We start from the raw sequence: 20,326 nt of genomic DNA on the forward strand, positions 1-20,326 counted from the left end.
CTCTCGTCCCAATGGGATCGCAACGACGACTCCTGTGCGACGTGGTGGCGGCGCGAGTGTGTGACTATGCAAATCGCGCCGCTGCGCTCTCCTTCGACATTATCGACAGCCGGTGCGGCCGGCTAAGAGGAATGGCCGTGAGAATTAGACATTTACGGCGCGCAGGCGCGATCATCGACTTATGGCGAAACAGACGACAGTGACGATTACCGATGACCTCGACGGATCGGCTAACGCGAAGGAGGTCTCGTTCAGCCTCAACGGCAAGACCTGGGTGATCGACCTCAGCGCGAAGAACCGGGTAGCCCTGGAGAAGGCGCTCAAGCCCTACATTGCCAAGGCTACCGAGCAAGGCGGCCGCAACCGTCGTGGCAGGACTACTCGTTCCTCGTCACGATCGAAGTCACGCACGGACCTTGCAGCGGTGCGGGAATGGGCGAAGAACAACGGTCACCAGGTGAGCGACCGCGGACGCATCAGTGCGGACGTCCAAAAGGCATACGACGTCGCTCAGTAGACGGAAGCTGAAGGCGCTCATCTGGCGGACCTCGCGCCGGCATTCCGCCGCCACTGGGCGTGCGGCTTCCTGATGTCGTACGTAGTTGCAAGTTGGCGCATCCGGCGTTGAGTGACAGGGCCAAGGCCTGCCGTCAAGCTAGGTCCGTGATCGTCCGTGCCCAGCGTGCCGGCGACGAGGCGCCTCCATCCGGCTACGGACTCACCCTGTCGGCTCCGCTCAGGCGAGCGCTCTGGTGGAATATTGGCATGTATCCCGCACCTGACGTCTTGGAAGAGGTTGGCCGTGTCACGATCGCCGGGTCGCGGCTGGACATTGAGATGGGGATGGTTTGGCACCACCTCGATCGCACGATCGACCTTAATCGCGCCCGTCGAACAAGCGGTGCCGCGCAATGCCGGCATCTACGCGTCTTGGCCGAGACGAGGCTCGTCGGTGAACTGCGCAATCAAGTGCTGGCGGTTGTCGATGCCGCGGAGGGTGCCCGACGCAGGCGCAACGAGATCGTTCACCAAGATTGGTTGCTCCGCGGTCCAGACGCAACGCGCTCGGTCGCCGAGCTGGCGTGCGTCAATCCGGCAAACATGCCGAAGTACCTTGAGGAATGGGGACGGGACTCGAGGGCCTCTCAGGATTGGCGGAGGGTTCCGTCCGACAGCACGAACGTCGTCGAGGGTCAGACCGTTGAGGAGCTTCGCGACGTGGAACGCGCGCTCGCGGAAGTGACCACCGTTGTCTCTGGCCCGACATTCGCCGTGGCGAGCTCAAGGGAGACCGGACGCCCGCCGGGATACATCGACGGACGATGAGGCGGTTGGGACTGCGATGCCGCCGGCCTCGCACCAACCCCGAGGCGCCCGCAGGTCCTTGAGGTGCGGCATGGAGCGGAGACGCCGCTCTTCCGCGGCCCGCTCGTCAAGCCAGGGCAGAGCCGCGTCACACCCCCGGTGCGCCCCAATGTTCGGGTCGGTGGCCCGAGCCAACTTCATTCGGGCCGTTCACGAGATGTAGGCGCAACTTGCCGTTGCCAGCGACCACTCGCTTCCGCTAAGCAGCGGGTGCGCTCGCGCCGGCCCGGACGCTTGGGACCAACTCAAACCTAGCGATGTGTGCACACACGGAACCCGCCCAAAAGCGGCTACTTAAGACTTCTCCTACGGCAGCGACCCGGCCAGGCTGTTGTCGAGGTGCTCGGTGGGACGCTCTCTATCGCGGCTGCCCAACCTGATCGTTGTGGCTCTTTTTCGGACTGCGTTCCCCCGGGTAAGCGATCGCCGCCGCGGCACTGCGAACCCCGAACCTGCGGGTGCTCGCCTTCGATGAGGAGCTGGTCGCGCTGCGGTTGCTGGTCGACCGGCGTGATGAGCTGTCGGCCCGGCGGGTGCAGACCGTCAACCGGCTGCATCGGCTGCTCACCGAGCTGACTCCCGGTGGCGCCGGGAAGGACCTCAGCGCGACCAAGGCGAAGCGGTTGCTGGCCACGGTCAAGCCGAGATCTGTTGTCGGTAAGACGACTCGGCAAATGGCGGTTGAGGAGGTGGCCGACCTGGTGGCGACGGATGCCAGGCTCAAGACGCTGACCACGGAGCTCGCCGCCGCGGTCCGGGCCCGGGGCTCACACCTGATGGACCTGCCCGGGATCGGCCCGGCCGGGGCCGCCCGCGTCCTGGCCGACGTCGGTGACGTCGCCCGGTTCCCCGACCGCAACCACTTCGCGTCATAGACCGGCACCGCACCCCTGGACGCATCCTCCGGCGAACAGGTCCGACACCGCCTGTCGCGGGCTGGGAACCGGCGGTTGAACCACGTCCTGCACATGGCCGCGATCGCCCAGATCCGCCTCGACACCGAGGGCCGGACCTACTACCGGCGCAAGCTGGGCGAGGCCAAGACCCGCAAGGAGGCCCGGCGCTGCTTGAAGCGACGCCTGTCCGACATGGTGTACCGGCAGCTCGTTACCGACGCCAACCTCGCCGAACCCACCGCCACCCGGGCACCGGCGGACAGCACTGAGGCGGGCCCGGGAGGGCACTCGGGGGCGTCACTCACATCCAGCGCGGCCGACCTACACACCCCGGTCATCGACTCTTCGGATCAGCCACAACCCGGACCCGCAGCACCGACGCTACCCCTTCCGCGGCGAACCTCGAAACCCCGTGCGGCTTCGGCTCCTCAGCCCCCGCGCCGGCGCGCCGGAGCCGTCAACGCGGAGCGCCCCACCGGACGAACGACGTTGACGGCGACAAGCACCGGCGCACACTCGAGGCTGCCGAAACCACGTTCTTGACACAGAGGGGAACCGGAATGGGACAGCTCAGCCGATACCGATTCGTGCAGCAGACCCGATCGCCGACGGAGTGCACCTCTCGCACGGAGACCCGAAGTCACTGCGAGAACGCCTTTGCGCAACCAGCGCCCTGCCTCGACGAGCGGCCCCGGGGGCGCAAGGGGCAGGCCCTGACGCGGCGGAACGCATTGCTTCAGCGAACGCCAACCGGCGCCCTACTTACTCGCGCCCCTTGGCCTGTTGGGCGAACTGCACGTCGTACTTCGTTTCAGCGAACAAGTCACGCAAGCGCAGTTGTGCTTGACGCTCCTTCTCGGCATTACGCAGAGCCTTCAGCCGGCCCCTGTCGCCAGCGACCTTGGCGGCTGCCTCGGCGTGCAGGAACGTGAGCCTAGGGTGCAAGCCTTCATTGGTCTGCGGTGCGGCGACTGGTTCTACTTCTCCAGCCTCGGGCTGACTTGACCGCCCGCTCAGAGGCGACCCGCAATTGGAACAGAATCGGGAACCAACTGAGGTCGGCCCTCCGCAGCTAGGGCAGAAGTTGCCTGCGCCGCTTGATGACGTGCTTACGTGCGGAAGGGCCCGCTTGGCAAGAGGGTCGATCGCTGCGGGCGCCGCCACCATCCCAGTCGGCGTGAAGCCACGACTGGATACGGTCCGCACCTTCGTCGAACCGCAATTCGCGCACTTGGCCCATGCATCGCGTTGTTCCACTGCGCGCCCGTAGTTGCCTTGGAGGCGGGCCATCCGAGCCTGAGAGTCGGTCCACATCGACGCGCCCGCCTCGTCGAACCATCTTGGCTTTTGCGGGAGGGGCGCCTTGATGGCGAACCACCGCAATCCGCATCGTTGACACTCCCTTGCCTCTTCCTTGTCGCCCACGCCGGCAGTCTAGGTGTCGCCATGGCACGCGTGAGGTGTCATGGCGACGGTATGGCGGCACGCCTGGTTCTTTCTGCTTCACTGGGCGAAATGGTGTGGGTCGGCTCAGGCGTCGTCGTGGGCGAGGCTGACGGACAGTTCGCGGTGGGCGTCGGCTTGGGTAAGGAGGTCGTGGGCCTTCTGTTCGAAGGTGGCGACGGCGTCGGCTCCGGCGGCGAATCGCACTGGTGGCTGCTCGAGGGCAACGAGCTGGATGAGTGCTTGGGCGAGCTTGGCAGGGTCGCCGCCCTGCTTGCCGTCCATGCCCTGCCACGCCGCTACTGTCGCGGCGGTGCGCTCGGCGTAGTCGTCGATGGACGGCGGTGCGTACTGGGTCGACTGCGGGCTGAGGAGCTCGGTGCGGAAGAAGCCGGGCTCGACGAGCATCCTTTTGATGCCGAACGGGGCGACCTCGGGAGCCAGCGCCTCCATGAACCCCTCGACGCCGAACTTCGAGGTGGCGTAGGCCGTGGTGAACTGGACCGGGGAGGCGATACCGGCGGTCGATGAGATCGTCATCACCAGGCCGGAGCGCTGGGCGCGCAGCTGCGGAAGGGCGGCGCGGGTGACGTTGACCGGCCCGAACAGGGTGGTCTCGATCTGGGAGCGGAACGCCTCGGCTGTCATCTCCTCAAAGAACCCGGCCTGAAAGCTGCCAGCGTTGTTGACCAGTACGTCGAGGCGGCCCAAGCGCTCAACGGTGGCGGCGACGGCCGCCTGGGCGGCGGCCGGGTCCGTCACGTCGAGGGCGACGGCCAGCAGGTGGTCGTGCTCACCGAGCGCGTTGGTCACTGACTCGGGGTTGCGGGCGGTGGCGACCACCGCGTGCCCGGCGGCCAGGGCCGCCTTGGCGATGTCGGCACCGAGGCCGCGGCCGGCGCCGGTGATGAACCAAACGTTCTTCTCACTCATGGAAATGTCGTTCCTTCGGGTGGGTCTGGGTGGGGTGGGACTCGGCCCGTGGGGCCGCCTGCCTCTCGGGGGGTGCAACCACTACGGAACCAGCCGCATTGCGACGGTGGGAGACCCTGTGACAGGGGTACCGGCAGGGACCCCCAACGCGTCCGAACGGCCCGTACGCTCCAGGTGTGATCGAGCGAGACGAGGGGCGGGCCGTCCACAGGGATGTCCGTGGCGACGTGCGAGCTCAGATCCGCGAGTTCCTCTCCACCCGCCGCGCCCGGATCACCCCCGAACAGGCAGGGCTGCCCGTCTACGGCGGCGACCGCCGCCGGGTGCCGGGACTGCGCCGCTCCGAGGTCGCCACCCTGGCCGGGATCTCCCCGGAGTACCTGACCAAGCTCGAGCGGGGCAACGCCACCGGCGTCTCCGAAAGCGTGATCGAGGGCCTGGCCAGCGCCCTGCAGCTCGACGACGCCGAGCGCGCGCACCTCGAGGACCTGCTCCGCACCGCCGGCAGCAGCCGCCCGCCGCGCCGCCGGCCCGCCCGTCAGCGGGTGCGCCCCACCATCCAGCGCATCCTCGACACCATGAGCGGCGCACCGGCCCTGGTGCTCAACGGGCGACTCGACATCCTGGCCGCCAACGGTCTCGGGGCAGCCCTGTACGCACCGATGTACACCGGCGCCGCCCGACCGGCCAACACCGCCAGGTTCGTCTTCCTGGACCCGCACGCGACCGAGTTCTTCCGCGACTACGACAGGGCCGCCAACGACACCGTCGCCCTGCTCCGCGCCGAAGCCGGCCGCGACCCCTACGACCGAGACCTCTCGGACCTGATCGGGCAGCTCTCCACACGCAGCGACGACTTCCGCCGACGCTGGGCCGCGCACAACGTCCGCATCCACACCAGCGGCGTCAAGCTCCTCCACCACCCCATCGTCGGCGACCTCGACCTGCCCTTCGAATCCGTCCCGCTGCCCGCCGACCCCACCCAGAGCCTCCTCATCTACACGCCCGAGCCGCGCTCACCCACCCTCGATGCCCTGCATCTGCTGGCCAGCTGGGCGGCAAGCAGCGACAACACCGCCTCGTCCGCGTCTCCCAGGGCATCCGACCGCGGGATGCCGTCCCCAGACGGCGACTGAGGCAGGCACCATCAGCAACCCACTGGCACAGTAACGACCGGCAATGGCGGCACCAATCCGCTCGTCGGCTATGAATGAGTGATTGAACCGCCCGATAGGCGGCAATATGACGCAGGCACACCGGCCGCGTCAGCTGTCCGGGCGCGCGGGCAGGTGTCCCTCAAGGCTTCCTGACTGTCACGTCCTCCGCAATGTCCTCCAACGGAATCTCCACGATGACCATGACCTCTCGTGCTTGGGCTGCCTTGATCTCGTCACGCAAGGAGTCGGGGATGTCGACGACTAGCTGCTCGATGTGGAACTGCTCGGCCGCCGAACGAATCCAGCCGGTGATGGAATCGCGTGCCTCTTCGCTGGCGAAGACGGCGATCGCTCGTGAATCGCTCATTCGCGGGTCACGCTTCAGGGGAGCCAACTTGAGGATGTCCTGGCTGATCTTCTTGATCTGCGCTCCCTTGAGCCTTCCCTGTCTTGCATAGGCCTCAACCAGGATGCTCTCGTCATCGGAACAAGCATCCAGTTGGACGAAACTGCCACCGGGCACGGTCACTCGCTTTGGGCTCAGCGCACCCTTGAACCCGAGCTTTGTCGCAAGCGCCTCGACGATCGCGGTCTCTGCGTTCCGCTGAACTGCCGAATCACTCTGATGGTCACTCGTCATCGCCCGACCCTACGACGAGCTGCTCATCCGTTGCTCGAACTGCCGATGTGCGACAGCGACGAGTCGCGATCTCATCACCGATCTTGCGACGCCCCGTCGCGGCGAAAGACGCGGCTTCCCGATCCGCGGAACGAGGAGGCCGGCCGACGAAGGATTCCTTAGCTACACAGGCTAGACAGCTGACAAGGCGAGGCCAGGGGCGGCGTTGGCAGGAGTAGCGTGAAGGACTGTGAACAACCCACGCAACAAGCCTTGGCCCCTTATCCCCGGCATTCTGGCCGCGCTCGTGCTTGCAACCGTTCTCCTACTTGCGGTCGGCTTCCTCATGACGAACTAGTGCGGTTGAGATCTCACTTGGGGTGGGCGTTCGGGCAAGTCTCGCTTGTCGCTGCTCAGGTGTTGGCCGAACGCGGCTACAGTGACGCGGCACCAGCGCCTCCAGTACATGGGATCGGGCCCGCCTTTCGCCCGGACGAGTGGCAAGCCCCGCTGCGCTCAAGCTCCGCTCCCAGCCTCCGATGTACGCTCACGGCATGGTCGCCGCTAATCGCCCGGCCGTGGAGCCGAGCTACTCACTGGTGGCCTTTCTGGTCGCGCTCCGACACTGGTGACCGAAATCTGGGGGTTCCTTGCGCTTCAACACGACGACGCCAACAACCCATGGCCGGTGATCGGTATCGCCGCGGCCTTGGTCACCTGCGGTCCTTTCCGTCGTGCTGGCACGGTGGGGGTTCAACACCCACGACAGACAGATCCGCGCAGTCGGGCATTCGCGCGGTCGGTGTTGACGTTGGCTCGGCTGTACCAACGCTCGTGCTCGTGAGCCGCTGGGGGTACGCGCTAGGCGGCGGCTAGCAGCTCCCCAGGGCGGGATCCCGTTTCGCGGCGGGGTATGCGAGCGCAGCGCCCGTGAGTCAATTGATGTTCGCCGTTCCGCGCAGCGCACCGCGAATCCTTCTCGGTGGGGCGATGACAGTTGGTCCCCAGGACGGGATGCTTGAACCATGCGTTGGTCGCGCGGAATCTTGTTGGTGTCCTGGCTTGCGGCGTTGTCAGTGTCCATGTTCGCCCGGGACACTCTGCAGCGGGTGCTCGGCGGAAAGCGCGACCCATTTGAAGTGTGGGACGACAGGGCCCTGATGCTCACGCTTTGCATTGCGCTGCTCTGGGGAGTGTTCCTCGGGAGATCACGGTCTTGGTCGATGTTGCTGCCCTCTGCGCTGGCAGGAGCCGTGGTCGTCAGCGTGACGGTCTCCATCATGGAACTCTTTCAACCTTCGGGTGGCGAAGGCGGCTACGGCTGGTTGAACTTCATCATCTATCTGGTAGTCCTGGCAATCTTGCTGGGTGCCGGATGTCTCTTGGGCCTGACCACTCGCCGTATCGCCGGGCGGCCTGACAGATCGCAAGCCGAGTCCACACGAGATGCGTAGGCCCCACACCGCAAGGGCGGGCCTGATGCGGCCGTTAGACGATTGTCGGTAGGACCGGCGTCCGGCCAGACTCGGTCCAGGTGCCCGGCGGGATGCTCTCCTCGCGGCTGCCCACCGGCTGGTGGAGCGCCCCACCGGACGAACGACCTAATGGGCACGGGAGCGGGCCACCACTTCGAACGACATGGGCCCTGGAGCCCCTCGTCAAGATCGCGAGGCCCGCTCACCGGAAGTCACACCCCACCCGCTCGCCGACGCCACACCGAGCCAGCTCCGAAGTGTGGATGCGTTGGGCCGATAGAGATGTTCGTGACCCGAGCCACCTGCGGGATCAGACTCCTCACCCTGACCGGAGCCATCGAGGCTCCAACCGGGAACGGCGGCCCCACGGGTAGCTGAGGTCACGAAACGGCCGATCGGATGGCGGGCCCACGAGCCCTTCCATTAGGGAGTTGCGTGACCCGGCGCGGCCCTGGGCCGACGCACGACCACGAGGACCGACGAAAGGAGATTCCGATGAACGTGTTCTGTGGCATCGACTGGGCGGAGGACCACCACGACATCGCCCTGGTCGACAGGGAAGGTCAGCTGTTGGCACGTCAACGCATCAGCGACGACGTCGCGGGTCTGACCACACTCATGTCCCTGCTCGCCGAGCATGGCGATGCCGCCGGGGACCCGATCCCGGTGGCAATCGAGACCCCGCGCGGGCTCTTGACCGCCTGCCTGCGCGCCACGGCCAGGCGCGTATACCCGATCAACCCGATGGCGGTGGCCCGCTACCGGGACCGTCACTCGATCGCTGGTCGCAAGTCCGACCACGGTGACGCGGTCGTGCTGGCCAATATTCTGCGCACCGACGCCCACACGCACCGGACGCTTCCCGCGGACTCCGAACTGGTCCAGGCCATCGCCGTGCTCGCCCGCGCTCAACAAGATGCCGTGTGGGCCCGCACCACAGCACACAACAAGCTGCGCTCACATCTGCGCGAGTACTACCCCAGCTTCCTCGCCGCGTTCGCCGACGCCCGCGGCGGGATCAACCGAGCTGAGGCGCGGGTCATCTTGGCCGCCGCTTCCCACCCGGCCGCCGCAGCGAAACTGACCAACCATCGACTCGTGGCCCTGCTCAAGCGCGCCGGCCGGAGCAGGGGCATCGCCGCGGAGGCGGCCCGGCTGTCCGCAGCGTTGCGCACACCACAGATGCGCCAACTCCCGCTCGTCGAGCAGGCCATGGGTCGCCAGGCCATTGCCCTGCTCGGTCAACTCGATGCCGCCTGCACGGCCGCCGACGACCTCGAGCAGGCCGTCGTCGAGGCCTTCGAACAGCACCCGGATGCGCGCATCATCACCAGCTTTCCTGGGCTGGCCTTGCTCACCGGCGCCCGCGTGCTCGCCGAGGTCGGCGACGACCGGGCGCGGTTCCACGACCCCAAGGGCCTCAAGGCCTATGCCGGAGCAGCGCCAATCACCCGCGCCAGCGGCAAGAGCACCACCGTGCTCCACAGACGCGTCAAGAACAACCGGCTCAACGCCGCCGGCTACACCTGGGCCTTCTCCGCGCTCACCGCCTCACCCGGCGCCCGCACCCACTACGACCGACGCCGCCAAGCCGGAGACCGACACGCGGCCGCGCAACGCAACCTCTTCGCCCGCCTCCTCGGCTGCCTGCACCACTGCCTCCAAACCGGCCAGCCCTACCGCGAGCAGACCGCCTTTCCTAGGCCCACAACCACTCGCCCGACCGTTGCCGCTTGACGCGCTAACCGCATCGGATGTCTTGACGGCGACAAGCGCCGGCGCACACTCAACGGAGCCGATCCCGGCGTCGTGACAACAGAGGGGTGCCGAAAAGACTCACCTGGCTGGGCGGCTCCCGGGCGGAGTGCCTTCGGGCGGCTGACGGTCCGACGCAGAAGCCTGGCGGCATGTTTGCTCGACTGTTGACAGCCCCTTTGGCCCTCGGCGGCACGTCGATTCAGATGTGGCTGTCCTTACGTCAGGTGGCCGTCAACCACCGGGAGGCGATTCGACGTAAGGGCGCCGAAGAGGACCTGGTCAAGGAACTGCCACTCAAAATGCGCCGCCGGGCTCGCCGCGAGTTCGTCCGCGACCGCGAGCCAGAACTTCATCGTGCCATTAGGCAGACCTGGTTGCATCTCTGGTCATGGGGCCTGCTCTTGGCAGCGGCCGCGTCAGCGGTTACAAATGTGCTGTTAGGTGGAATCACCCTTAAGTAGGCGCCGCCACCGGCGACGCACACGCTGCTTGGCATCCGCGCACCCTGGCGCCGTCCGGTAGACGACAAGCGGTGGAAGCTCCAGAGCATCAGTACGTGGTGGTCTCGACCGATCCTTCACCCGGGTCCACAGGTACGTTTACCCTGGCGAAGGGACGATGCCGCCGGCGGATGCGCGGTCAGCCGGACGCCGAATCATCGTGGTCGTCGCCCACCTGGGCAGTCGTCACGCTGTCGAGGCGCCTAGTTCAACAGCCCCAGAGCCCGCGGGCCGTCTTGAAATCCGACGTGGGCGACCGGAATCAGTCCGTTTGTCCGGTGTTGCACCATTCGGCCACGGATATCCGGTAAGGCGTGTACGTTCCGCGGCATGCGCATCCTGAAGGGAACCCTGACCACCATGGTCACGGCGTCGGTCGCCGTCGTTGTTCTGACCGGCTGCGGGGGCGGCCAGAACAACGCCTCGTCCACCGGCCCATCGACCTCCAGCTCGAGCTCGTCCGCTTCGACCTCGTCGTCCAAGTCGTCCGCATCACCCTGGTCGCCCAGCTCGTCCTCGAGCACGACGACCCCGGCCGCTGCCAAAGACGCAACCGCCATCGCGGACGGCATCAAGGCCAAGGTGCCGACGGTGACCAAGCTCGTCACCATCACCGAGGACAACGACCCGAACAACAAGATCGGCCGGCCGGGAGGGTACGTGTCCGCGGCGACCCTGTACGACTCAGGCGCCAGCTGCACTGAGCTCGGGGTCGAGTGCGGCGCGACGGTCGAGGTGTGGCCGGACGAGGCCGGCGCCAGGTCCCGGTCGAAGTTTATCCAGGACGCCCTCAAGGCGGCCAACGGCGCGCTTGGTGAGGAGTACCACTACCAGCACGGGGCGGTGCTGCTGCGCGTGTACGGCGACCTCAAGCCGTCGGTGGCCAAGAAATACGAGGTTGCCTTCAACAGCTGACGGTACGTGAGACCTGACGCCAGGCGGGAGTGGCGCCCAACCGGAAGTCGGCGGGAGACCCGTTGGGGGGACTGCGCAACACCGATGGGTCCGCCGACCCGCCAGCGGCTTCAGAGTCCTGCGACGTAGGCGGTGAGGAAGTGGACGCCGTGCCGGTTGAGGTTGCCGCGGGCGCTCGCTCGTAGTGCTCGGCGGCGCAACCACGTGGATGGATGTCACTCGAGCGATCTACGCTGCGGCGCATGTGGGAAACCCTCAGAACTTGTGGCGTCGGCTCAAGTTTGGACGCGAGGAGTTCCTGCAACGTCTAATCACGACGTTGATGGTTGGTGGCGATCCACCGGCTTGGAACGTCCCCCGGCCTCCAAGTGTGCAGGGGGTAGCCTTTCTGCGCCTTTTGGACGCGCTGGCTCATGGGGAGGAGCCGGCGGCGGATGAGGATCCGTGGCCGTCGCCCGATGTGTTCGTTGACGAGTACCTGTTGCCCAAGATCGACCCCTCATCACCCAATGGCTGGCCAGATTGGGCTGTCTTGTGGCCCGACCGCGCTTGGGTGATCGAGCTCAAGACCGAGCCTGGGAGCCATCGCGCCGACCAGCTTCCGTACTACTTGCTCCTCGCGGCAGCCGCGCATCCCAACTGCCGAGTAGACCTCACCTACGTGACTGGGCCGTTGAACAAGCCGGCGCCGAGTGTCGACGCCGGACAGCGGTATAGCCATCTGCAGTGGAAGGAGGTGCTTCCGCTGATCGAAGAGGTCTGGGGTAGCGACCAGCGTCACGAGGTAGTCGCCTACGTGGATGCGGTCCGTACGGTCATCGAGAACCTGACGCTTCTGCGGCCTTCCGAACAGCGTGCCGCAGTGTTGGGTTTGCATCCTGGGGACTTGACGACGCCACTCCCTGTCCAGGATTTGCGCACGGCGACGGAGTCGAAAGGTCTGGGTGCCGGCGGTGATCGAAGCGCCGCTTCCCGCACCGCCAGCGCAGACAGTCTGGTCGAGCTGGCCCGCGCAACGGCCGCCGACGGCCGACAGCGCGGCGTTGGTGCCGTGAGCCCGACCGACCTCGAGTGGCTGCGAGACGCGGCGCGCGCTGTCATCGGCGCGCTCCCAGCCCACGACGCGACACGACTTGTTCTTCCGTGGCTCTGGAAGGGAGATCGCACCACCGGAAGAGCTCTCACGCCGGAGGGAGAGGAGTTTGGATACGAGCTGAGGTTCTCTCGATACAAGACGGTGCAGATCCAGCGTTAACGCGGCGATAGGACGCGGCTATGTCCCGCCGGGGCGGGGACTTGGTTCGCAGGTTATGTCCCGGAACCCTTGAGTCCACCGCACGGGCGTAAGGGCTTCCGCCGCGCCAACTCCTTCTCTCAACTACGCCAATTGGACGAAGACAGTGTTGAGTGGCCCCAATAACGTCTAGAAGCGGCAACTTGTGCAGATTTGCGTGTGGGCGGGGGTTGAAGGTGTCAATCGTCGGGCCAACTCCCCAAGACAACCGCGAGTTAGCAGACGAGATTCTCACCCTAGCTTCCCAGTGGATCGGCGAACACAGCGGCGAAGGTGCAGGAGAAGGCGACGCGAGGAGGGCAGAAGAGGTCCTGGCGATCATGAAGAACGTGGCCGAAGGGACGGATCTCATAACAGAAGACCAGGATCTAGCGCAGCTCAACGAGCAGCTCCTTAGTCTCGTCAAGATGATGCGACGCGTGCTCTCGGAGGACTATCCCCACGCCGCGGATGCCAACCTTGTTGTGGCACTGGAGAGTTCGGGTAGGCTCGTCCCGAACCATGTTCGCCCTCCTACGGGGCCGCAGGCCGCAACGACCGGAGAGGACGAGGCCCGAGGCCAAAATCGTCGGCCATGGTTGATTGCTGCAGTGCTAGCAGCGGTACTAGCGGCGGGCGGTCTCGGGTACGTCGTCGGAGATGCGTCGGGCGCGGCGAGCGGACCCGCGACCCGGACCTCGCAGGCATCGGCGGAGGATGCCGGACGCTTCATGGCCGTCTTGAACGCAATACGCGATGACTGGAAGCCGAGGCTCGAAGCCCTCGCGCAGACGCGCGGGGCGATCGGTGAAGCCAACTGCAGCGGCCAGATCAACAACCTAGACTCGTGGACCAAGCAGCTGGAAGCTGTCTTTGTCGACGATTCTGAACTCAAGGACGCCGCCGCCCGCTATCTCGGGGAGATGCGTGCGCTCGCAGTGGACTGCGACGGTAGCGGTCCCAACATCCGCGCGAACTACCTTTCGCAGCAACCGCTGCTGGACAAAGTTATGGTCCGTGCGACGACGCTTGGATGGTCCCCAAGTGGCTGACCAACGTATCGCTCGCGAGTGGAGCCCATTTTCGTGTCTAGATCGTCGAAAGGCAGGACGGCCACATGGCGCACGATCACAATGACCTCTTCAGATTCGTCAGTGTCCGCGGTCCGGAGCCGGTGTACTCCTTCGAACCGAGCGAGGACATTGGGGGCGGAGCTGTCGTCGAGAGTCTCCGCGGAGTCGACGTCGACATGGCCAAGCCCGATCGGCGAGTTATGACGATCCTTGCCGGAGCGTCGATCGTGGGTGCGGCGGGGCTTCGGGGACTCGGTCTCGCTACCGTACGGGCAGAAGTTGATCGGTCGAAGACGTCACGCCTCCTCGATTTGCGGGAGCTGCCCCTCCCCCAGTCGGGCGGGCGGACGCACACGGTCGCCGAGTTCGCACGATCCCCGCAGTTCCGCGCAGAGTATCTCGGGTTAACCGATTCATGGCTCGCCCTCGTCCTCACTGCCCCACAGTCGCCCGACCGAGCCGAGCATGAAGAACTGCTCCGAATCGCGCATCTTCTGCATCTTGTGACGACGTCGCCGGCGGTTCTGGCCGAAGGCACCGCCGTCATGCGGATTCGGCGGGCAGTGGTGCTCCCACCGGCCAGTTGGCTGCCGGAAGGCAAGCGTTCGCAGCGCCAGTATCGGCAGCGGTTGGGCCGCCTGACTGCGCTCGCCTCTCCGCCTGCGCCGTCTGACCTCGACGCAAGGATCGCGGCCGGTCGCACCGAGCACGCCGAGCTAGTCGCGCGTCGCGTCATGCTTGAAGTCATCCAGCTCAAGGCAGATACGGCATACACGACATGGAGGCGACAGCGGCTTGCCACACGGCCGCAGCCGGCTCGTGCAGGCGCCCCGAGACGGACTAGGTTGCCGTTGAGCTGGTTTGCGAGATTCCGGCCTACGCTTCGCGTGGGTCAGCCGGTGCTCACGCTTGACAATGCATACTTCACGCAGTTCGAGGCAACCCTCAGCGCGCCCGAACTTGCTCTGTATCGAACCATTCGAAACAGCCTTCCCCGTCCCGATACCCACGCTGAGCACACCGCCGGCCTCGCTCCTGGCACGACCGTCGATCGCGCCAACCAGCTCTGTCGCCAGATTCGACTCTGGGAGGAGGAGAAACGCACAACGCTTGCGGCGCCGACAGCTCGGCCTCCAGCAGGGGAACGTCCGCTGGTTCGCTCGGTTGGGTGGGGCGATCTCATCGTCGCCCGTGAGCGCCTCTTGGGATATGAAGCGCGAGAGATCGCCCACGTCGAGAATGTGATGCCTGGCGAGACAAGGCTCCGCGAGCACGAGCGCACGCACACTGTCGAAGAGGTGGCAGAGCGCGAGACGATGACAGAAACGGAGTCCGAGCGCGATGTGTCGACCACGAGCCGTTACGAAATGCAGCTCGAGACGCAGACGACGATTGCGGAGGACTACTCCATCGAGGCCGGCCTCAACACTTCGGGCAAATACGGTCTGACACAGGTAGACACAAGCCTTCGCGCTGGAATGCATCAGAACAAGAGTGAGGCCCGGTCCTCGTCGCAGCGACTGGCACAAGAGATCGTGGCGAAGTCAGTCGAGCGTACCTACGAGCGTGTGCGCGAGATGCGCCGCCAGACCATTACCGAGCAGATCCGTGAGCTCAACCGACACTCCTTTGTGAACGTTGCCCAACAGGACGGATCTGCGCCGACGGACGTCAGCGGGATCTACGTGTGGCTCGAGAAGCTGATGGAGGTCGAGCTGCGGCATTACGGCACTCGAATGCTGGTGGAGTTCTTTATCCCCGAGCCCGCAGTGTCGCTTCTCGAAGACCGCCGAACCAGTGCCTCAGGTCCCCGCAAGCCAGCGGCATTCACCCTCACTGCGTCAGACATCCTGCCCGAGAACTACATGTGCCTCGCTTCGCTATTCGGCGCTCAGGACATCGATCCTCCGCCCGAGCAGTTTATTCAGGTTGGATACTCGTGGGCTACAACGCCGAACGAAGAGGCGGACAACTACGGACAGGACGCACGCGCTGACATGATCGCGATACCGCGTGGCTATCAGCCGCTTGGCGTGACCGCGCTTGTCTCAGCCCACCCTGGCGGAAACCTCGAGATGGTCGACGTCCTCATGGCGATCGGTGGGGAGGTCGTCGTCGAGATCTCCGGCACCCACTACGGAGAGAGCGGTCAGGTGCAGGGCGAGGACCCGGCGGAGGGAGGTCCGATGGAGATCAGCCTCGATCCTACAATGAGCTGGCCGAGCGGCGTCCCCGTCGTCGTCATGGCAGCTGGAACCTTCGACAACACTCTCGTCGCAGAGGCGACAGTTCGATGTGTCCGCGGCCCGCTTGCCCTTGACGAGTGGCGCTTGGAGACATGGGAGCAACTGCGTGCGGCGCATGACGTCCTCATGCAGCGGTACGAACGTGAACTGCAAGAGCAAGCGCTCCAACAGTTTGCCGCTCCCTTAGTTGAGCTACCCGAAAGGGAGAATCGGCGAGTCGAGGCCGAAGAGCTCCGAAAGTGGGCAATCAAGGCGATGCGACTCGAGACGTTTCAATTTGACGCTGTCGTGAACGAGGGCGATGGAGCCCAGGAGATCGACCCGACCGAGGGTGACCTCGTCGCCACCGTCGCTCGCTTCTTCGAGGAGGCATTCGAGTGGCCGCAGGCGAGCTACTTCCTATACCCGTACTATTGGGCACGACGCAGTACCTGGGCGATGCGCGCCGAGTTGGCCGCAGTGGACGCGAGGCACGCCGCCTTCCTGCGAAGTGGCGCGGCGCGCTACATCGTGCCGGTGACACCGGGATACGAGGAGCAGGTCGTCAGGTATCTCCAAGCTGAGGGCCCCGAGCTCGATCGGCTCGGCCCTCCGCCGGAAGGCTTTGAGCCGGCCGATCGCGCGCTGAAGGATCTTTGGCTCGAGTTGCTCCTGGATCGACGCCCCGAACTCGCCCTAGGAAGCGGAACCTTGTCCGTGGGGAACGGCTCGAATCTCATAATGATCAACCCAGACAGCAACTGGCGAGCGACTGAGCGGGACCGCGGTCGTGAGCTGTTCATCGACGGAGATGTCTATTCGATCACGGCAATCGCAGAATACGTCGAGGGAACCGGCCAACAGCTCACGCTGGACGAGCCGTACCGGGGCGCAACTGCAGCATCAGTGACCTACGCCACTGGAAGCGTCCCCTATGGTCCGACATGGGTCGAGCACGTCCCGACCTCACTCGTAATCCTCAGCGGGCGCCGGCCCGACCTAGCATCCCTTTGACCTAGCCTCAGGCGATGACGACCACCGCAACGACGGATCGCACGACTCGGGGACGAGCCATCCTGGCGGGTCTGCCGCAGTATCCGCTTCCCCTCCGACCCGGCCGCCGCGATTTCGTCGTCTACCTCGTGCCCGAGGGTCAGGCGTACGGAAGGTACTCGCGAGCCTTCATGCGAAGTTTCTATCCGCGGCATCTCGAGCTGACAGTGACGAGTCTCGAACAGCTTTTCCGCGTCCTGGCTCGGCTCATCGACGGATCCGGACCCACCGCCATGATCCGCGAGGTCGTTATCGTCGCCCACGGCAACAGCTGGGGGGTCAACGCATCACTCACCGACCGCGACCATATGGCTCGGCGTGCCGGCGAAGACTCCCCCCAGTGGTACGCATCGGACATCGCCGAACTCCAGCTGAGGATCAAGGAAAGTCAGGGAACAGGTAAGCCCACCCCATTCGAGGCGTTTGCAAAGGCCAGATCGTCTGTTGTCCGACGGCTCGATGCCTCTTCGTGGGTCACGGTCAGAGCCTGCAACTTCGGTTTCTCGCCGGAGGGCATGTACTCGCTCTGGGCGATGTTCGGCGGCCGCGCCAACTTATATGCGGTTCGCGCATATATGGCGTTCGCTGCGGTGCGGATAGACCAAACGTCCAGGATCCCGTCGGAGGGGGCCGCCATCGACTATCTCGCCAAACAGGGGTTGCTCGGCCGTCCTGTGCGCGGTCAGGCGCGAAGCGCCCTTCAAGCGATCCTGAGCAGAAACGGCGAGCGGCTTCCGATACAGTTCTTCATCCCCGAGGACACGGTCCACGACCTTCAAGAGGGCATGGTCGCGACTCTGGTCTCGACGCCGCCGCGGGATCCCAACGACGTCGCAGTCCGCTCAGTCGACGAGGTCGTGGTCGACCTGAATGCCGGCCGTTCGGCCCTCGTGGTCGCGAGCCTGGAGCGTGAAGGGGTCGACCTGGGGAGATCGGCGACGATCCGCCGTGGCGACCGGCCTCGCGAGTGGGTCATATCCGGTCGCCTGAACGGCGTCCGGACGGGTCTGGCGATCCGCGAGACGTTCGAGCGTCTCGTCGACGGATCGGCGCGTCGTGAGCTCAAGGTGTTCCGACCCGTGTCGACGCGCCAACAGCTCTCGTCACAACTGCCATGGACGATGTACGGCACGGCATACGACCTACCGGGTACAGAGATTCAGGCGTATCTCGACCAGTTTTCGATCGACGACTTGACGTGCCTCCAAGACGCAGCCCGGAGCGCCGCCCCATCTACCCGGGCCATCGTTCTGGAACACGCCCAACGATCCATCGAACGGCGGCCTGAGTTCTCGGCCTGGTTTACGCAGACGCGATGTCACGAGCGCATCCTCGCAACCAATGACCCGCTGTTCGGCCCCGAGAATGAGCCGAGCTGCTACTGGTCCCCGCATCCGGCAGGGTACGGCCTTCACGCTGACGAACGTGACGAGCTCCAAACGGTCGCTCACACCAACCATAACGGGTACCAAATGTGGGCGGACGTGAAGGCGATGCAGGCTCCGTTACCTGAATTCAAGGATGACATCTTTCTTGAACACGATCTGCCAAGCTTCGCGCGGCTGAGTCCAGAGCAGCGCGCGGACGCGCTGACGCTCGCAGGAGTGGAAGCCGCCGAGCCTGCTAGCGTTCGTCGCGCTCGCGGGAGGTCGACGCGCGGCAAGGACGAGCCGCGAGCACCTGCGCCACCGCGCGTGCCGAGTCCGGGCGCACTTCGCGGCCTCAGCGATGAGGATCTCCTCAAGGCGCTTGCACAGATTCTGGCCCAACGGGATCGGGGTGCCCAGCCCTTCGGGCCGGACGTTCAAAGCGCGATCGACTATGGCGCCTTCGCTGTCGATCAGCTCATTTCAGTCATCGGGGAGATTCGAGCTTGGGCTCCGGCGCTTCTCATCAGCCGGATCTCGAGTTCGCCCGCGTGGGAACTGGGGGAGTCTCTCTGGTCCCTCGCGATCGCGCCCGTGTGGGGCATGATCAGCACCCAGCTAGAGTTCTATCGTTGGATGGAGTCTGACCGCGCTTGGGGCATGAGGGCGGCGCTGTCGCAAACAACGGACGCTCTGCTGCGGATCTCGTGGCGCCTGCGAGAGGGCAAAGACGTACCCGGTCTCACCATTCCTGCGGTGACAGCCGAGGCACGTTCCTACCGAGATATCGAGTTGCGGAGGTATGTGAACACCGCGCAGGGGGCGCTCGTCGACCAGCACTGGGTCATTCACGACACGTTCATCGAGGGCTACGACTTCGTTGTTGCAGAGATGGCGAAACTCGTCAATGTCGTCGTCCAGCAGACAGATCAAATCGTGCGAGAGGATCTACGCCAATTGGGGCTAACGGAACACCAAGTCGACCTGGTCATCCGCAGCGGAGTCATCGACATGCGCCGCGTCTACGCGGTGACACTCGATGGACTCGCGCGAGTCCTCAAGGAGCAGGCGTCTAGAGTTGTAGTCGAATAGGCAGCGTGCGCGTTTGGCGGCCGGCTCAAGGTCTGCTTTGCATGAGGCCGCCCTCAGCGGCTGACCGCCCAGTCACTGCGGGAAAGCCCCAAACTCCAGCTCCTGCACCGACTGATCGAGGTCCCATTCATATCGAATGCGAAGCGCGTAACCGTCCCGGTCGCCGGTCTCCTTCTGGGTCTTGCCTCTGGCTAGCGGACGAGAATGTGTTCGCGCCACGCCTCATTGGCGGGACCCCTTGAACTGGTCCACCCGTTATGAGAGTGCTGGTTGGGTGGTGCTGGTCCAGCTGGCCGCGTACTCGGCCGGGGTCAAGCCCCCGAGGGATGAGTGCGGCCTGTAGGTGTTGTACTCGATCCGCCAGGCTTCGACAACGACCTGGGCCTCGAGGAGGGTGGTGAACTCCTCGACGTTGAACAGCTCGTCGCGGGCCCGGCTGTTGAAGGACTCGACGAACGGGTTCTCCCACGGCGAGCCGGGCTCGATGAAACTGGTCCGGGTGCCGGCGATGCGGCAGTAGTCGCGCAGCGCCCAGGCGATCATCTCCGGGCCGTTGTCCATCCGCAGGTGCTCGGGGGCGCCGCGGACGGCGACCAGGTCGGTGAGCACGCCGACCAGGTCTTCGGAGGTGCAGGTGCGCCCGACCCGCATCGCCAGCGCCTCGCGGGTGTGCTCATCGACGACGTGCAGCGACTTCAGGCGGCGCCGGTCGGTGGTCTCATCGAACTGGAAGTCCAGCGCCCACACCTGGTTCGGACGGACCGCGCGCAGCCGCTCGGCAGTGTCGAGGCTGACCCGGCGGCGCTTCTTCGTGCGGACCGGCCGGCGCAGGCCCTCCTGCCGCCACAGCCGCTGGATCCGCTTGTGGTTCACCCCAGTCCACGCCTTGGTGGTGTCGCGGCGCAGCAGCCGGTACGCCATCCGCCATCCCCACCGCGGGTGCCTGCGCGCGATCCGTCGCAGGTCGGTGCGCAGCCGCGACTCCTCATCCGGACGGGCCCGGCGGGGCAGCCGGTGGGTGGACCGGTGCGCCCCGACGACCCGGCACGCCCGCCGCTGCCAGACCCCGAACCCGCCCCGCAGATGGGCCACAGCCCTGCGGCGCCGGTCCGGGGTCAGAAGTTTCCAGTGATGATGGTGGCGGTATCGGCCGGCGTGGTCTGACCCGTAAGTTTCCTGGCC

General features: G+C 65.6%; 15 protein-coding genes and 1 pseudogene. 12 read left to right on the forward strand and 4 right to left on the reverse strand.

Translation table 11 applies throughout. The annotated features are described in order from the left end of the window. The first annotated feature begins 181 nt into the window (after window positions 1-181). The 3 genes and pseudogenes from PHA84_RS15020 (at window position 182) to PHA84_RS15030 (ending at window position 2,804) form a co-directional block, all read left to right on the forward strand. On the forward strand, window positions 182-517 hold the full coding sequence (locus PHA84_RS15020; RefSeq protein WP_270888931.1) for a histone-like nucleoid-structuring protein Lsr2: 336 nt from the start codon (window positions 182-184) through the stop codon (window positions 515-517). Window positions 518-663: 146 nt separating this feature from the next. After that, window positions 664-1,326, forward strand: coding sequence for a hypothetical protein (locus PHA84_RS15025; protein WP_270888932.1), 663 nt, complete (start codon window positions 664-666; stop codon window positions 1,324-1,326). 572 nt (window positions 1,327-1,898) lie between these two features. Beyond that, window positions 1,899-2,804 (forward strand): annotated as a pseudogene (locus PHA84_RS15030) (transposase). 987 nt (window positions 2,805-3,791) lie between these two features. On the opposite strand, the gene PHA84_RS15035 reads toward PHA84_RS15030, so the two are convergent. Continuing rightward, window positions 3,792-4,637 carry an SDR family NAD(P)-dependent oxidoreductase gene (locus tag PHA84_RS15035; protein ID WP_270888933.1) on the reverse strand — a complete coding sequence of 282 codons (846 nt, stop codon included), beginning with the start codon at window positions 4,635-4,637 and terminating at the stop codon, window positions 3,792-3,794. A 179-nt stretch (window positions 4,638-4,816) separates the two neighbouring features. Here PHA84_RS15035 and PHA84_RS15040 point away from each other — a divergent pair, with 179 nt between their 5' ends. Continuing rightward, a complete protein-coding gene (locus tag PHA84_RS15040; RefSeq protein ID WP_270888954.1) occupies window positions 4,817-5,773 on the forward strand; it encodes a helix-turn-helix transcriptional regulator in 957 nt (318 codons plus the stop codon). A gap of 160 nt (window positions 5,774-5,933) precedes the next feature. Here the strand turns inward: PHA84_RS15040 and PHA84_RS15045 are convergent, their stop codons facing one another. Next, entirely contained in the window at window positions 5,934-6,434 is a 501-nt protein-coding gene (locus PHA84_RS15045; RefSeq protein WP_270888934.1) for a hypothetical protein, read from the reverse strand. A 1,004-nt stretch (window positions 6,435-7,438) separates the two neighbouring features. Between PHA84_RS15045 and PHA84_RS15050 the strand changes: the two genes are divergently transcribed. From PHA84_RS15050 to PHA84_RS15060, 3 genes are all read left to right on the forward strand, one after another. Then, window positions 7,439-7,867 carry a hypothetical protein gene (locus PHA84_RS15050; RefSeq protein ID WP_270888935.1) on the forward strand — a complete coding sequence of 143 codons (429 nt, stop codon included), beginning with the start codon at window positions 7,439-7,441 and terminating at the stop codon, window positions 7,865-7,867. 516 nt (window positions 7,868-8,383) lie between these two features. Then, window positions 8,384-9,625 (forward strand): IS110 family transposase, encoded by a 1,242-nt coding sequence (locus PHA84_RS15055; RefSeq protein WP_270888936.1) that lies wholly within the window; start codon window positions 8,384-8,386, stop codon window positions 9,623-9,625. 170 nt (window positions 9,626-9,795) lie between these two features. Continuing rightward, on the forward strand, window positions 9,796-10,107 hold the full coding sequence (locus PHA84_RS15060) for a hypothetical protein (RefSeq protein ID WP_270888937.1): 312 nt from the start codon (window positions 9,796-9,798) through the stop codon (window positions 10,105-10,107). A 242-nt stretch (window positions 10,108-10,349) separates the two neighbouring features. Here the strand turns inward: PHA84_RS15060 and PHA84_RS15065 are convergent, their stop codons facing one another. After that, window positions 10,350-10,745, reverse strand: coding sequence for a hypothetical protein (locus tag PHA84_RS15065; RefSeq protein WP_270888938.1), 396 nt, complete (start codon window positions 10,743-10,745; stop codon window positions 10,350-10,352). Here PHA84_RS15065 and PHA84_RS15070 point away from each other — a divergent pair. From PHA84_RS15070 to PHA84_RS15090, 5 genes are all read left to right on the forward strand, one after another. After that, a complete protein-coding gene (locus tag PHA84_RS15070; protein ID WP_270888939.1) occupies window positions 10,738-11,061 on the forward strand; it encodes a hypothetical protein in 324 nt (107 codons plus the stop codon). The two genes, PHA84_RS15065 and PHA84_RS15070, sit on opposite strands and share 8 nt — an antisense overlap. 553 nt (window positions 11,062-11,614) lie before the next feature. Beyond that, window positions 11,615-12,316: a hypothetical protein gene (locus PHA84_RS15075; protein ID WP_270888940.1), complete on the forward strand. Its 702-nt coding sequence runs from the start codon at window positions 11,615-11,617 to the stop codon at window positions 12,314-12,316. A 215-nt stretch (window positions 12,317-12,531) separates the two neighbouring features. Further along, complete coding sequence (locus PHA84_RS15080; protein WP_270888941.1) at window positions 12,532-13,386, forward strand: hypothetical protein; 855 nt, start codon at window positions 12,532-12,534, stop codon at window positions 13,384-13,386. A gap of 65 nt (window positions 13,387-13,451) precedes the next feature. Further along, window positions 13,452-16,646 carry a hypothetical protein gene (locus PHA84_RS15085; RefSeq protein ID WP_270888942.1) on the forward strand — a complete coding sequence of 1,065 codons (3,195 nt, stop codon included), beginning with the start codon at window positions 13,452-13,454 and terminating at the stop codon, window positions 16,644-16,646. A gap of 14 nt (window positions 16,647-16,660) precedes the next feature. Further along, on the forward strand, window positions 16,661-19,144 hold the full coding sequence (locus tag PHA84_RS15090) for a hypothetical protein (RefSeq protein WP_270888943.1): 2,484 nt from the start codon (window positions 16,661-16,663) through the stop codon (window positions 19,142-19,144). Window positions 19,145-19,399: 255 nt separating this feature from the next. On the opposite strand, the gene PHA84_RS15095 is transcribed toward PHA84_RS15090, so the two are convergent. Next, window positions 19,400-20,326, reverse strand: a 927-nt coding sequence (locus tag PHA84_RS15095) for an IS3 family transposase (RefSeq protein WP_270888944.1), incomplete at its 5' end; no start/stop codon positions are given.

This window comes from Pedococcus sp. 5OH_020 (genome assembly GCF_027812955.1).
Classification (GTDB): Bacteria; Actinomycetota; Actinomycetes; order Actinomycetales; family Dermatophilaceae; genus Pedococcus.

Excerpts from the sequence above, each read along its gene's own strand:
- PHA84_RS15085 (WP_270888942.1), top strand. The coding sequence starts at position 13,452 with ATGGCGCACGATCACAATGACCTCTTCAGATTCGTCAGTGTCCGCGGT.
- PHA84_RS15090 (WP_270888943.1), top strand. The coding sequence starts at position 16,661 with ATGACGACCACCGCAACGACGGATCGCACGACTCGGGGACGAGCCATC.
- PHA84_RS15035 (WP_270888933.1), bottom strand. The coding sequence starts at position 4,637 with ATGAGTGAGAAGAACGTTTGGTTCATCACCGGCGCCGGCCGCGGCCTC.
- PHA84_RS15020 (WP_270888931.1), top strand. The coding sequence starts at position 182 with ATGGCGAAACAGACGACAGTGACGATTACCGATGACCTCGACGGATCG.
- PHA84_RS15060 (WP_270888937.1), top strand. The coding sequence starts at position 9,796 with ATGTTTGCTCGACTGTTGACAGCCCCTTTGGCCCTCGGCGGCACGTCG.
- PHA84_RS15055 (WP_270888936.1), top strand. The coding sequence starts at position 8,384 with ATGAACGTGTTCTGTGGCATCGACTGGGCGGAGGACCACCACGACATC.
- PHA84_RS15050 (WP_270888935.1), top strand. The coding sequence starts at position 7,439 with ATGCGTTGGTCGCGCGGAATCTTGTTGGTGTCCTGGCTTGCGGCGTTG.
- PHA84_RS15045 (WP_270888934.1), bottom strand. The coding sequence starts at position 6,434 with ATGACGAGTGACCATCAGAGTGATTCGGCAGTTCAGCGGAACGCAGAG.